Source organism: Algoriphagus confluentis (assembly GCF_036245625.1).
GTDB classification, from domain to species: Bacteria; Bacteroidota; Bacteroidia; order Cytophagales; family Cyclobacteriaceae; genus Algoriphagus; species Algoriphagus confluentis.
On sequence record NZ_BTPD01000007.1, the window covers coordinates 253,910 to 268,418 of the forward strand.

The window sequence follows — 14,509 nt, forward strand, 5'->3', positions numbered from 1 at the left end:
AAAGGCTTATCATCGAAAAAGTGAAATGGGTTAAAAAAAGCAAAAGGCTGGAATAAATCCAGCCTTTAGTGGGCCCACCTGGGATCGAACCAGGCACCTACTGATTATGAGTCAGTTGCTCTAACCGAATGAGCTATAGGCCCGTGTTGAGTTTTGAATGGTGGCCTTTGCCACTTTAAATCTTGGTTTTGGGAGTGCAATGTTACATATTTGAGTTCAATTACACAACTTGACTTTCGAATGAAAAATAGCCCGGATGTTGACTTTTTGATATTTGATTTGGGAAACGTAATCATTGACATTGACTATCAGCGATCTTTGAGTTTGATCAAAAGCAAGTTGGAGGAATCCATTCATGATCGGGTCGATATTTTTTATCAAACGGAGTTTCATAAGTCCTATGAAAAAGGCCTAATTTCTTCCATTCAGTTTAGAGATGAAGTCAGAAATTATTTTGACCAGCCGTGGACTGATCAGGAAATTGATATGTTGTGGAACAGTCTTTTGGGAAAAATTCCCCCACAAAGACTGGACTTGGTGAGAGCGCTTCGCAAAAAGTATCAAGTAGGTGTGTTGAGCAATACCAATGAAATCCATATTGATGCAGTGCATGAAATGCTCAGAACCGAACATGGATTGGATCGATTTGATCCGATTTTTGATTGGGTGTTTTACAGTCACGAGATGGGATTGGCAAAACCCTCTGCTGAGATTTATGAAAAGATGCTCGTTGAGCTAAATACTTCACCGGATCGTGTCCTGTTTTTTGATGATTTGAAAGCTAACGTAGAGGGGGCTAAAGCGGTGGGAATTCAGGCCATTCAAGTAACCAATCCCAGGGTGATTTTTGAATTTTTCTCGAATGTATAAGCCTAAAGAGTATCTGATTCATGGGTTTTTGTTGTTTCTGACGCTTGTCACGACTACTCTTGCCGGCGGTGAATGGGTATACAGCAAATCCATCCTTGGTTTTGGCGAGTCCGCATTGACTTGGGAGTACTTTGTCAAGTCTATGGCCTTTTCGATTCCATTTATCGGCATCCTATTGATTCATGAATTGGGGCACCTTTTTACTTCCATCTATCACCGGGTGAAGTGTACGCTTCCGTTTTTTATCCCAGCTTGGTTGGGATTTATTGGGGCACCTTCTATTGGGACTTTTGGAGCGATTATTCGTATGAAAGGGTTTGTCAATAGTCGAAAGAAGTTTTTCGACATCGGTGTGGCAGGGCCTTTGGCGGGTTTTGTGATCGCTTTTTGGGTATTATTCTATGGTTTTACCCATTTGCCTCCTGCTGAATATATTTATGAAATCCATCCGGAATATGCTGACCCTGATTTTCAGGGCTATGGGGAGGAGGTAATTAATTTTGAATTAGGGCAAAATCTGCTGTTTTACCTGATGGGGGAGTGGCTTGCAGATCCTGAACGTATTCCGGATATGGGGGAAGTCATCCATTATCCCTTCTTATTTGCAGGTTATTTGGCCCTGTTTTTCACTGCTTTAAATCTTCTCCCTATTGGACAGTTGGATGGAGGGCACGTGGTTTTTGGATTGTTTCCACATCATCATAAGTTGATTTCTTTGGTTGTATTCACCCTGTTTTTGTCCTATGCAGGGATGGGAATGATTTCACCGATAATCCCTTTTGAAGACTTGATTATCAGAATTCCACTATATGTGGGATTCTTGTATATCTGCTATTCAAGAGCGGAGCTGTCTACCCAATCCAAATGGACCTTTGCACTTTCCATAGCTGCAGGTCAATATGCATTGAGTTTTATTCAACCTGAATGGGAGGGATACCAAGGGTGGTTGTTTTTTGCTTTTCTTTTGGGAAGGGTGATGGGCTTGCGACATCCCGAAGTATCAGGTTTTGTCCCTTTGAATACCAAAAGAAAATGGATAGGCTGGATAGCAGTGGTGGTTTTTATTTTATGTTTCTCTCCCCGCCCTTTCATCTTCACTTAAAAAATAAACCCTGAAAGATTTTTCAGGGTTTTCGTTTTTGTTTTTAAAGCTCGCGATAGGCTAGTATTCCTCCCAAGACATTGCGCACTTTGGTGAAGCCTTTGCCTTCCATAAATTTCTTGGCATTTCCGCTTCTGGCACCTGACCGACAATGAACGATAATCTCTGAGTCTTTGTATTTTTCCAATTCATCCAAACGGTGGGGGAGTTCGCCTAAGGGGATATTTTGAGCTCCTAAATTATCCTCTTCGTACTCCCATTCTTCACGGACATCGACGAAAACGAATTTTTCTGATTTGTCCAATCGGCTTTTCAATTCTTTTACAGAGATATCTTCCATTTTATTTGATGACTTGAATTCTAAATGATTCCAACTTAGAACCGGAGACCAGATTGACAATGTAGATTCCGGGTCTTTGCGTTCCAAAGTTAATCATTTCCTCCTCGCCAAGGGATTCCCTGGGTAATAAAATCTGACGTCCAAAGGAATCATAAATCTGAATTTCTGCAAATTTCCCCCTTATTATCAGCTTATCTCTCACCGGATTGGGATAGAGAAGGAAGGATTCTTGAGGAGACTCGCCACCCTCTAGTATCTGGTTGACTTTGACATGAGGACGGATCATCAGTGATCCTAAGACGTCTTCATTTTGGACCCATCCTCCCCCTACATTGTAGAAGATTCGATCTGCCTGAATGTTGGTTTTATCCAAACCTACGTGAATGAAATTATTGGTAAACTGAGTAAATCCAACATAAAACTCAGGTCCAACCAAAATCGCCGTATCCAAAGGGAAATAGATGAATTCCTGCCCTTCTTGTTTTACAGGAATTGCTCTTTCGAGCGAAAAAATGGGTCTCAAGCTCAAATCCTCCCAGATTACCAAATCTATTGCCTGATTGGCTTGGCTCGCGTTGGTGAAGTTGATGGAAATGCCATACAAAAGCACAGGTTCGGGACTTTGGTATTTGACGGCTAATTGCCCCGAACGCTGATTGATCCCTGCAGAATAATCTGCGGATCCTCCATCATAGGCAAAAAAATCCCTTAAGGGAAAAATACTGGAAACTGTATCGTTGTCAGCGAAGTTCACTTGCTCAAAAAAAGTGGTATCACCAGCATTGAGGGTAAAGAGGGGATCATCTCCAGTGGTCAAATAGGTTTCGAAATACAGATCGAGTGATTTTCCCGGGTTGGGGATGGTTTCAAATTCCCGGCTAAAGAAGGACCTCCTCTCCAAAGCATTGGGTACTGGGTTGAATGGAGAATCTGAATTGATCGGCAATAGGATCTGCCCAGTGGAATCTGTAGCAGAAATGGTAAATTCCATAGCCCGAAATCTGTTTTCCAGATTCAGAAATTCATTGGATACCACACTCCAGTTGTCTTCCTGAAACCGATCGAGGAGTTCCCATGGATAGGCCCGATAGTCTCCCAACTGTACAAAGTTGGGTTGAGTGATCGCCCGGTCTGGGTAGGTGAGGTCAGTGGCGTTTCTTCCTGAATTGAGATAAACATAGTCGAGTAGCCATGCATCAAACGGGCCACTGAGTCTGCCTGAGGACAAAAATCTAAACTGAAATCTATCATGTTGCCATTGCGGTTCAATGGCTAGGATTTCTTGGGTGAAATTTTCCCTGTCCCGTTCATCTCCTCCATTCTGAGACCAGACGGTCATCCAATTTTGCTCTGGGGTGAGTACCTGAAGGATGAGTTCATCGTTGGTGTCAGGAGCTTCTGATTTACCACCGGCTTGCCAAAAGAAGCTGATAAATAGACTGTTTTTTTCGTTTTCTGACAATCCGCTCAAGTCAAATGGCTTACTGGTAAAGTAATCACTTTCTCCTTGATCTCTGTCTTGCAGGGAATAGGGCCTACCGTTTTGGTCCACCCCATTGAAAAGAATCATCCCTAAGGTAGGGGGATTGTTTCCTGCAGTTTCAGTGTACGAGATGCCATCAACAGACCATTTGGTGGTATCGATTCCCTTGGAAAAATCATCCCAAAAAGGCAAGGAATTTTGGTTCAAAAGCCTTTTATCAGCCTGTTTTGCCGATTTGGAAATTTTAATTTTTTCAATGGGCTCCAACTGGACAAACTGGGCAAAAGCAGGGGTTTTTTCCCAAAAAAGAAGAAGGAAAAGCAGGGTAAAAAAGTATATGAACGAATTCTTTTTCAAGGATTTAATTTCTAGAAATCCAAAACTCTACGGGTTCTCCTGTTTTGACCTGACTTCCTGAGCCTGGGATTTGCATAAAGACTTTTCCCAGGGGTATGGAATCATTTTGAGCATAATTTTTACTTCCCACACGCAAGCCGGAACCTAAAATAAGGAATTCTGCTTCATCTTCATCCAAACCGATCAAATTAGGCACTTGCAGGAATTGATTGCCCATACCGTCTCCTACTACCAAGTCAATTTTTGCTCCTTTTGGCACTTCAAAACCCTCAGGTACAGAGACTCCGCGATAGCGCTGCTCAAGGACTACATTAATCCCTATATCCGGGACATAGATGATTTCGCCCCGCTCCAAGCCCATATTGACTAGGATTTCCTGTGCATTTCTCAAGAGCCCATTGACTAGATTGGGCATTTTCATCATTGGCGCATTTCTGGAATTGAGCGTGAGGTAAACCTTCCTTCCGCTTTTGACTTGAGAGCTTGACTTGGGAATTTGTTTGAGGACGGCCAAAGCGGGCAATTCCGTACTATAAAGTGAATCAAGCGATACTTCATATTGAAGGCCTGTACTTTCCAAAAGATCCACGGCTTCCTGATAGGTATAGCCCGAGAGATCAGGTACGGACACCGTTTCCCCATGGTTGGTGTAGACAGGGAGATACACTTTCAAAAAAAGGAATCCGAAAAGAACAGAAAGTCCAAGGACCAGGGATAGGTGTAAAAGGATTTTTTTGATGGAATGCATGGGGGACTAATGGTAATTTCAATTCCTTGCAAGATAAGGCGAATATCAAAGAAATTGCCTTCTTAGGTTCATTTTGGATTTTGCATTCGCAAAAAATAAGCCGAAGGTGAACTTCCTTCGGCTTTTAACTTTAATTAATGACCAATCGCTTGATCTCTTGGATAGAATCTGAAGTGATTCTGAGAATATACATTCCCGGAGCGAACAATTCCCTGGAGAAAGTGTAGGTCTGATTGAGTGTGGAAGGATAGGCAATATCCTGAATTACACTCCCCGAAGCCAAGATGATGGTAATTCTGACTGTTTCTCTTCTTGGTAAATTAAATGCTAGATTAAAGAAGTCGGATGCCGGATTGGGATAAAGGACACTGCTTCCTTCACCGGGGATTACCGGATCAGGATTTGCACTAAGGAATAGCTCCACGTTATCCAGATAAACGGGAGAATCACTCTCTCCCTCTACACTCAGGACAAAAGCAAAACGCACATTGGTTTTCCCACTTCCTGCAAATTCAGTGAGGTTGACAAACTTTCTTTGGAAATCAGTTGGAGAATTGGGGTTGGCTGCTCCTACATCTACTGTGGATAAATCCGGACCACTTTCTTTCCAGACTTCTCCATAGGTCACCCCTCCATCTTCACTCGCCAACAAACTTAGGCTGGTATTGGGGTCTACCTGTCCGGCAGCCAAGTCAAAAAACAAACTGGCCTGTCTGCTTCCTGATAGGTCTGAGACCGGAGTTCCAAGCCAATAACTTAGGCCTTTTCTTCCACTTTCCAGTACAGTCACATTATTCAAACCAACTCCACTTGAAATTGAAGCAACTCTCCAAGATTGATTTCCATTCTCAGGATTAATGGTTAGCCATGGGGCGAGTTCGGTACTCAGATTGAAATTTTGTCTCCATGGCACTTCCTGTCTTCCGTCATTCACCTGATTGAATCGGGAAAACAGCGGATAGCTTTCCGCATTTTGATCAAAGTTGGGTTCCCTCAGTTGATACTGCAGTCTGTTTTGTCCTGGGGTAGAGGAATTGTTCAGTTCTAGAACTATTTCCTGATCGGGAACGAGGATAGTCCCGGATGCTATAAAGTTTTGGCTACCTCCCGAATTGGTAGTTCTGCTGAAAATAAAACCGGAAACAGGCAGGTTGCCGGTATTTTTCACCAATATTTCTTCACTTGCTGTATTTCCGTTACTGATTGGACTTGGAGTGACCAAGTCTAAGATTTGGACATCGTACCTGAACTCTTCCTGTGGTAAAATCCGGATGTTTCTGATATACACATTGTTGCCGAAAGAATTCCTATTGATGATGCCCACCCTCACTTTTCCCAAATCCCTGTACTTGGCAAGATTTACGATTTCTGTGCGGAAGTTATTGGTCGATGTTGGGGTGAATTCATCCAAAGTAGGAGTGGCAGTCTGAAGCCTGATTCCTGATTTTCTGTAATTGGAGTTGACAAAGTCATAATTATCTCCGCAATCAGAAGAGACCGCAACGATCAATTCGTCCTGAAATCCAGCCTGATTGTAAGGAGCATAGGCTACTTCAAAAACCAATTGGGCATTGGGATATTTGCTCAGATCAATGGTGGGGGAGGTGAAAAAGTCCAGCTGTCCAGTAGCGTCGTATTCGTAGTTTCTCACGAAAAGTACTTCCTCAGTACTTCCGGAGAGAGTCACGTTGGTTTTGGTCCAGGTGAATCCATTGTCAGGATTGCTTACAACCCAGTCCCCCGGGAAAGTTGGTATATTGAAGGAGTAGGGGAGGTCTATTTCCCCCTGAATTACCGGGTTGGAATTGGCGAAATTATTGGATGCATTTCCGTCCGGTTGTCCATTTACCAGTTTGATTTCGAATTCAAAGGAGTTAGAGCCGCCAGGAGGGATGGTAATTGGATTGAATTCTGCCAAGGTGATTTCCCCTGTTGGCAGATTCAGGGAGAAATTTCTGGTTTCGATCACAGATCCATTTCTTTTTACCTCGATTCTGGCAGAAGTGATGGTAGTTTGGCCTGCATTGGCTATCTCGAGCTGAGGGGTTAGGGTTAAATCACAAATAGCTACATTGGGCTGTACCACACGGAGGATAGCCATATCCAAATTGGGTAATACCGGATCAATGGTAGCTCTATTGTTGACCAAAGTCACTCGTCTGGGACTATTGGCTAAAACTACATTGAATCGCTCCACCTGACCCAAAGTGAACAGGTTCATACAAGCATCAGGAGTGTAATCCATGTAGTTTTGGATCATATCCTGTGTTCCGCATGAAATCCTGGAAGGATTATCATTACAGATGTTGTTGGAGTTGTCTTGCTCGGGAGTATCCGACACAAAGTCATCTACTCCGCAGCCGCCATCACCCCAAATATGCCTTAATCCAAAGTAATGACCTACCTCATGAGTTGCGGTCCTGCCTCTGGAGAAGGATATGGTACTTCCACCAATTCCAAAAAACCGATAATCGATGGTCACGCCGTCTGTAAGCGCAGAAGTAGGAGGGAAATTGAGGCCGGGAAGGTCGGAAATAGGAAATGAAGCATATCCTATAAAGGGAGAAACCAAAGGCACCACCCAAATATTCATGTATTCCTCCGGGTTCCACTGGCTTAACTGACCGATGAGCGTGGCATCATTGGGATTGTAGGTAGTCTGAGGACCCTGAAGACGGACGATACCCGTAGTAGGCAATCCATTGGGGTCCTGTTTGGCCAGAACAAATTCTATCTTGGAATCGGCAGCCACGGGAAGAAAGGCAGCCGGAGTTCTGCTCGCATCTGCATTTAATCTCCTAAAATCCTCATTGAGTATCCTGATTTGCTCGATAATCTGTTGATCGGGAATGTTGGTACCTTCCCCAATGGGGGTGCCGGTATGAATCACATGTACCACCACCGGGATAGTTCTGATTTCTTCCTGTACCCTGAGAAACTGTGGTGCATTTCTTCTTTCTGTTATTTTCTGGTCAAACCACTGCTCTAAAAAGTCTTTGCTTCCAAAATAACCCATATCTTTTTCCATTTGCATTTCCAAAATACCATGACCGCATTTTTCAGAGTGGGTATGAGATTGGGATTGGGAAGAAGTGGAAGGAAAAGCATCCATCACCTTAAGCTCAAACTTTTGGCTAAAGGAAAGTGTGGCCATCAAAAAACCAACCAGGAAAAATGATGAATTGCGCAGAAGCTGAAAGCTTATTTTCATTCAGGATACTTTAATCAGGCAATAGTAAGATTGACAGCTTCAACCCGGATGATTTCGGGAATTGCTCTTTTAATGGCTTCTTCCACTCCTGCTTTCAGAGTCATGGACGACATGGGACAGGAGCCACAGTTTCCGGTCATTTCAATTTTCAAAACCAGATCCTCGGTTAGCTCCACAATCCTTACGTTACCCCCATCAGCCTCAAGGTAGGGTCTGATCGTATCTAGGGCAAATTCTATTTTTTCTCTAAGTCCGGTTTCCATTTATATTTTATGCTTTTACTTCTACTACGGATGTTTTTTCAATTGATGCGTTACGGATGGCAATTTGTCTTGCGACGGACTCGGCCAGTTCCATATAGGCAATTTGAGTTGGCCCTTTTTTCAAAACGGCAGGGTAACCTGTGTCTCCACTCTCCCGAATACTTTGTACAATGGGTATTTCACCTAAGAACGGGGCATTGTACTTTTCAGCCAGTTTTTTTCCCCCTTCTTTGCCAAACAGGTAGTATTTGTTTTCAGGCAACTCTTCCGGCGTAAAATAAGCCATATTTTCAATAACACCTAGAACGGGAACATTAATTTGAGGCTGCTTGAACATCGAAATACCCTTATTGGCATCGGCTAGGGCGACTTTCTGAGGAGTAGTCACAATCACCGCGCCTGTCACAGGTACAGTTTGTACCATGGTAAGGTGGATGTCCGAGGTGCCTGGAGGCAAGTCGATCAACAGGTAATCCAAATCTCCCCACTCCACATCAGAGATAAATTGCCTCAAGGCCGAACTAGCCATTGGACCTCTCCAAACTACCGCACTGTCGGTAGGAGTCAAAAATCCAATAGACATCAATTTTACCCCATATTGGCTGATTGGGACTATGATATTTTTATCACCTATTTTCTTTACTGAAGGCTGTTCTCCTTCCACATTGAACATGGTTGGGACGGATGGACCTGAAATATCTGCGTCAATCAACCCTACTTTTGCTCCGGATTGAGCCAAAGCTACAGCTAGGTTGACTGCAGTGGTGGATTTTCCCACTCCGCCCTTTCCAGAGGCTACGGCGATGATATTTTTCACTTTTGGTAAAATGGGAGTGGCATCTCTCACCGTTGTCACTTGGGAGGTCATCATTAGGTCCCACTCCCAACCTGATCCAAAATCCTCTTCCAAAGCTTCGATGCAGTTATTTTTGATCACTTCTTTGAGCGGACAGGCCGGCGTGGTCAACACTACCTGAAAGCTCACCTTTTTGCCTTCAATATGAATCTTTTGAATCATTCCCAAGGTGACCAAATCTCTTTTGAGATCCGGATCTTCCACTCTTGAGAGTGTTTTCTTAATGGCTTCTTCTGTCAATTGCATGGACTGTTCAAATTGGTGCCGCAAGGTACAGCAAGAAAGCCGCTTTGAAAAACCTGGGCAAACATTACCTGTCAAACTACCTAAGGCCGGGAATAGTTCTTAAATTTCACCGGCAGAATCACTTCCTATTCAATATTTCAAGAGTTTCCCCTTTTTTCATGATCAGTAAGCACACCACAGATTTAGTCAAAGACCGCGTCGATATCGAGGAAGTGGTGGGAGATTATGTCCAATTGAAGAAGAAAGGGCAGAATCTTTGGGCTTGCTGTCCCTTTCACGGAGAAAAAACTCCGTCTTTTTCCATCTCTCCTGCCAAGCAGATTTATAAATGTTTTGGATGCGGGAAAGCCGGTGACCCCATTCAGTTTGTCATGGATATCGAAGGGATTGGATTTCAGGAGGCGATCCGTCACTTGGCGGGAAAATATGGGATTGAAGTGGAGGAAGACGAAAAACTGACTCCCGAGCAAAATCAGGAACATACCGAGAGAGAAAGTCTGTTGATAGCCATGAATTTTGCCAAGGACTTTTTTGTCAAAAACCTCCAATCCGAGGAGGGGAGATCAATTGGACTCAGCTATTTCAAGGAAAGGGGGTTTACCACTCAGATAATCGAGAAGTTTGATCTTGGCTATGCGCTCAATGGTTGGGACCTATTGCTCAATGCGGCTAAGAAAGCGGGTTTTCAGGAAGAAATTCTGCTTAAAGCAGGGCTGATTTTGCAAAGAGAGGGAGATCCAAGTCGGCTGTATGACCGCTTCAGGGGCCGGGTCACCTTTACCATCCACAACATCAGTGGTAAGCCCATCGCCTTTGGTGCAAGAATCCTGACTAAAGACAAAAACCAACCCAAGTACATCAACTCCCCTGAAACTCCGGTCTATCACAAAAGCGATGTGCTTTATGGGATTTTTCAGGCCAAAAAGGCGATTCGGGACTTGGATAACTGCTATCTCGTCGAAGGCTACACCGACGTGGTTTCCATGCACCTATCGGGCATAGAGAATGTGGTGGCCTCATCGGGGACATCCCTTACGGATGGGCAGATCAAGCTGATTCGCAGATTTACCAGTCATGTTACCGTACTGTATGATGGAGATGCTGCCGGGATTAAGGCTTCACTTCGGGGAATCGATTTATTGCTTGAGGGGGGATTAAATGTCAAAGCAGTGGTATTTCCCTATGGGGAGGATCCGGACAGCTATTCGAGAAAAGTGGGTTCTCAGCAGTTTCAGGATTACCTTAAAGAAAACAGTCGGGATTTCATTGGATTCAAAATCGGCTTATACAAGGACGAAATTGCCAAAGACCCGATCCGAAAAGCTGAAGTGATCCGGGAAGTGGTGCAGAGTATAGGCAAGATACCTGACCCCATTATCCGGTCAGTTTATGCCAAGGAAGCCTCCGGACTTTTGCAGATTGAGGAGGAGATTATTTTTGCTGAGCTCAATAAGTCTTTGATCAAGCATCAAAAGGAGCTGTATCAAAAAAATAAGGAGGAGAAAGAAGCAGATGAAAAACTGGAAGAGCTGATTCCCATCAAGGAACAAGCACTATCGGTAGACGACATGCTAAGCCTACAGGAGCGAGAGACGATTCGTTTGTTACTTTTTTATGGAGTAGAAAAACTCGGGGATGAGGAAGGCACCAACCTTTCGGCCTACTTGCTTTCTGAGACTGAAGGAATCGATTTTCAAACCCCTCTCTACCAAAAGATCCTTGCCGAATTCAGAAAAACTCTGGCAAAACAAGAAGTGCCGGGGATAGAATTTTTTACCAGTCATCCGGATGAGGAGATGAAAAAGGAAGTCATTGACCTCATCACTCCCCGTCATGAAATCAGTACACACTGGCATGAGCGATTCCAGATTTTTATCACTACGGAGTCTGATGATTTGGCTTCCACTGCTTTCAAAAATGTACTTCGACTCAAAAGAAGGCTAGTCAAGAAAATGCTTGAAGAAGCCAAAAGCAAAATCAAAGAAAGTGAGCAGTCAGGTGAGGACACCGAAAAGATCCAAGAATTGCTTCAGGTATTCATGGAGTTGAAAAAGGTCCAGTTTGAAATTGACAAAGAATTGGGAATAGTCATTGGCTAAACCAAACTTTCTTTGGTTGGCTTCGGTTTTACGTAGGAAAAGGCTTTACCTTTGGTCATTCAAAATTTAATCCAAAACCCAGTGGAAAACTTCCAACTAGATCCCATCGAAGAGGCCATCCAAGCCATCAAAAACGGGGAGGTCATCATCGTAGTTGATGATGAAGATCGGGAAAACGAAGGTGATTTTATCTGTGCTGCCGAAAAAGTCACGCCTGAAATCATCAATTTCATGGCTACTCATGGACGTGGGCTGATTTGCGCTCCGCTGATCGAAGATCGCTGCGAGCAGCTGGGTTTAGAGTTGATGGTGGGTAATAATACAGCTGCTTTTGAGACCCCTTTCACCGTTTCGGTGGACTTGATCGGACATGGTTGCACCACGGGGATTTCTGCATCGGACCGGTCCAAGACGATTCGGGCCTTGATCGATGATTCCATCCATCCCAGTGAATTGGGCAAGCCTGGGCATATTTTTCCTTTAAAGGCCAAAAGAGGGGGAGTCCTTCGCAGAGCGGGCCATACAGAAGCCGCCATTGATCTGGCCCGATTGGCAGGTTGTGCTCCGGCGGGAGTATTGGTGGAGATCATGAATGAAGATGGCACCATGGCCAGGCTTCCTGATTTGGTTGAAGTTTCCAAGCGATTCAGTTTGAAGTTGGTGTCAATCAAAGATCTCATTGCCTATCGCCTGAAGCATGAATCCCTGATCAAGCGGGAGATTGGAGTAGAAATGCCCACAGCCTGGGGGAATTTTGATTTGATTGCCTTCAAGCAGACCAACACAGATGAGATTCACATGGCCCTGATCAAAGGAGAATGGGAAAAAGATGAACCGGTTTTGGTAAGGGTCCACTCTTCCTGTGCCACCGGAGATATTTTCGGTTCTTGTCGATGCGACTGTGGACCTCAGCTCCATTCTGCCATGAAGCAAGTGGAAGAAGAAGGGAAGGGTGTGGTACTTTACATGAATCAGGAAGGAAGAGGCATTGGCTTGATCAATAAGCTAAAAGCTTACAAACTTCAAGAACAGGGAATGGATACCGTGCAGGCTAATTTGGCTCTTGGTTTTCCTATGGACAGTCGAGACTACGGTGTCGGCGCTCAGATATTGAGAGATTTGGGTATCAGTAAAATTCGGCTTATCTCCAACAATCCTCAAAAACGGGTAGGGTTGATTGGATACGGGTTGGAAATTGTAGAACAAGTTCCCATTGAAATCAAACCCAACCCCCACAATGAAAAGTATTTGACGACAAAAAGAGATAAATTGGGTCATAACATCCTAAAGTGAGTCAGGGCACGTTGATTGAACTAAGAAAAAGAATAAAAAACCCGAGAACTTTAAGCCACGTTTAGGAATAGAAATGAAGAATAGTATGAAAAAGGCACTTATTGGATTTTTGCTTTTGTTCATCATATCAGGAGAAGCGATTTCCCAAAATCAATTCCCTTCTCAAATTTGGCACAAGGGCAATGTATTTCTGACTGACGGACAAGGATATTCGGGCTTGATCAAGTACGATTTAGACAACAATGTAGTCCAGCTGCAGGCAGATGCAGTAAGTACGTTTACCGCTTCCAATGTGTCCAATTTTGAAATCTATGACGAGATTTACGGGGGAATACGGAAATTTTACAGCCTTCCTTATGCATTGAATGGGGAGTACGAAACCCCCATCTTCTTTGAGGTGCTTACCCAAGGAGAAAATATTGCCTTGCTTTGTAGAGAGTATATCGCCACGGATAACCGGGGGATGAACAATTGGGGCCCAATGTCGATGAATCCTTTTTGGGGACCTCCTATGATGACCGGCTATCGATTAGCCTTTAATTACTACTTTTTGAAAAATGGAAAAATCCAGCGCTACAGTTTGAAAAAGAAAGATTTGTTCACCATGCTTCCCGGCTATGATGATGAAATTAGCCTCTTTATGAGAAAAAACCGGCTGGAGCATGACAAACGTGGAGATTTGCTCCGAATTACCGCGTATTACAACGAACTGCAGAATTAAGCGCTATAAGTGCTCCTAAATTCTATCTCAAATGACGGAAGGGGTACTTATCCATAATCCTCCTCCAATGTGAGGGTAGTTGGGTAAGGTTTATCGATTTCACAGAAAGGACCGGTCAAACCCGCTTCTAAAAGTAATGCTCAAGGTAGTAGTAAAGAAAATAAACGAAATGGGCTAAAATCTTTTTTTTAAATTAATTTAGTTTTAGAAGTAGGCAAGCAAGGTAGGTGGGGAAACTCCCATTTATCTATAAATAATCGGAATGTCAAGTATGAAAGAATCCTTATTCAAAGCAGCATTAATTCTGTATTTATTGTTAGTGGGAGCACTTCCTTTGCTTGCACAAAATCATTTTCCTTCTGATAGATGGTACCAAGGCAAAATCTACTGCACAGATGGACAGATTTATTCAGGTAGGGTAAAATATGATTTGGATCACAATTTGGTTCAATTACAAACCGAGACCATCTCAACCTTTACAGCCTTCACGGTCTCTCATTTTGAAATCCAAAACGAAACCGATAAAAAGCTAAGAAGCTTTTACAGCATTCCCTACAGTGAAAATGGGGATAATGAAACTTCGGTTTTCTTCGAAATCTTAACTGAGGGGGATGATATTGCCCTTTTGTGTAGAGAATACATTGCTACCCACTACCGAAACGAAGGGACCAAAGGGGTAATTGGAATGAATCCTTCCAATGGGCTAAAGACAAGTACAGGATATCGACTTGCCTTTAAGTATTACTTTTTCAAAGACACTGAAGTCCAAAGATACAGTCTCAAGAAGAAAGATCTCTTCACTATGCTTCCTGGATATGATGATGAAATCAGTCTTTTCATGAGAAAAAACCGGCTAGACCATGACAAGCGCGGAGATTTGATTAGAATTACCGCGTATTATAACGAACTGCAGAATTAAG

12 protein-coding genes and 1 tRNA gene are annotated in these 14,509 nt (G+C 43.5%); 6 read left to right on the forward strand and 7 right to left on the reverse strand.

All coding sequences use genetic code 11. The features are described 5' to 3' along the window. Positions 1-69 precede the first annotated feature (69 nt). Positions 70-143: transfer RNA gene (locus AAA943_RS12435), tRNA-Ile, on the reverse strand. Positions 144-240: 97 nt separating this feature from the next. On the opposite strand from AAA943_RS12435, the gene AAA943_RS12440 reads away from it, so the two are divergent. Then, positions 241-870 carry an HAD family hydrolase gene (locus tag AAA943_RS12440; protein WP_338224581.1) on the forward strand — a complete coding sequence of 210 codons (630 nt, stop codon included), beginning with the start codon at positions 241-243 and terminating at the stop codon, positions 868-870. Next, on the forward strand, positions 863-1,972 hold the full coding sequence (locus AAA943_RS12445) for a site-2 protease family protein (protein ID WP_338224582.1): 1,110 nt from the start codon (positions 863-865) through the stop codon (positions 1,970-1,972). Before AAA943_RS12440 ends, AAA943_RS12445 begins: the two co-directional genes overlap by 8 nt. Positions 1,973-2,015: 43 nt before the next feature. Here AAA943_RS12445 and AAA943_RS12450 read toward each other — a convergent pair whose 3' ends face one another. The 6 genes from AAA943_RS12450 to AAA943_RS12475 all read right to left on the reverse strand — a co-directional run bounded on the left by AAA943_RS12450 (position 2,016) and on the right by AAA943_RS12475 (position 9,476). Next, on the reverse strand, positions 2,016-2,312 hold the full coding sequence (locus tag AAA943_RS12450) for a rhodanese-like domain-containing protein (RefSeq protein WP_338224583.1): 297 nt from the start codon (positions 2,310-2,312) through the stop codon (positions 2,016-2,018). A gap of 1 nt (position 2,313) precedes the next feature. Then, on the reverse strand, positions 2,314-4,152 hold the full coding sequence (locus AAA943_RS12455; RefSeq protein WP_338224584.1) for a T9SS type A sorting domain-containing protein: 1,839 nt from the start codon (positions 4,150-4,152) through the stop codon (positions 2,314-2,316). Positions 4,153-4,156: 4 nt separating this feature from the next. After that, positions 4,157-4,900, reverse strand: coding sequence for a PASTA domain-containing protein (locus tag AAA943_RS12460; protein ID WP_338224585.1), 744 nt, complete (start codon positions 4,898-4,900; stop codon positions 4,157-4,159). 130 nt (positions 4,901-5,030) lie between these two features. Beyond that, on the reverse strand, positions 5,031-8,111 hold the full coding sequence (locus AAA943_RS12465) for a T9SS-dependent choice-of-anchor J family protein (protein WP_338224586.1): 3,081 nt from the start codon (positions 8,109-8,111) through the stop codon (positions 5,031-5,033). A 14-nt stretch (positions 8,112-8,125) separates the two neighbouring features. Further along, positions 8,126-8,374, reverse strand: a complete 249-nt coding sequence (locus AAA943_RS12470; protein WP_338224587.1) for a NifU family protein — start codon at positions 8,372-8,374, stop codon at positions 8,126-8,128. Positions 8,375-8,381: 7 nt separating this feature from the next. Beyond that, on the reverse strand, positions 8,382-9,476 hold the full coding sequence (locus AAA943_RS12475; RefSeq protein WP_338224588.1) for an Mrp/NBP35 family ATP-binding protein: 1,095 nt from the start codon (positions 9,474-9,476) through the stop codon (positions 8,382-8,384). Between the two features lie 158 nt (positions 9,477-9,634). Here AAA943_RS12475 and dnaG point away from each other — a divergent pair, with 158 nt between their 5' ends. The 4 genes from dnaG (at position 9,635) to AAA943_RS12495 (ending at position 14,508) form a co-directional block, all read left to right on the forward strand. Beyond that, positions 9,635-11,575 carry a DNA primase gene (gene dnaG / locus AAA943_RS12480; protein WP_338224589.1) on the forward strand — a complete coding sequence of 647 codons (1,941 nt, stop codon included), beginning with the start codon at positions 9,635-9,637 and terminating at the stop codon, positions 11,573-11,575. An 81-nt stretch (positions 11,576-11,656) separates the two neighbouring features. After that, positions 11,657-12,868, forward strand: a complete 1,212-nt coding sequence (locus AAA943_RS12485) for a bifunctional 3,4-dihydroxy-2-butanone-4-phosphate synthase/GTP cyclohydrolase II (protein WP_338224590.1) — start codon at positions 11,657-11,659, stop codon at positions 12,866-12,868. An 85-nt stretch (positions 12,869-12,953) separates the two neighbouring features. Beyond that, positions 12,954-13,589: a hypothetical protein gene (locus tag AAA943_RS12490; RefSeq protein WP_338224591.1), complete on the forward strand. Its 636-nt coding sequence runs from the start codon at positions 12,954-12,956 to the stop codon at positions 13,587-13,589. A 271-nt stretch (positions 13,590-13,860) separates the two neighbouring features. Further along, positions 13,861-14,508 carry a hypothetical protein gene (locus AAA943_RS12495; RefSeq protein WP_338224592.1) on the forward strand — a complete coding sequence of 216 codons (648 nt, stop codon included), beginning with the start codon at positions 13,861-13,863 and terminating at the stop codon, positions 14,506-14,508. Position 14,509 lies beyond the last annotated feature (1 nt).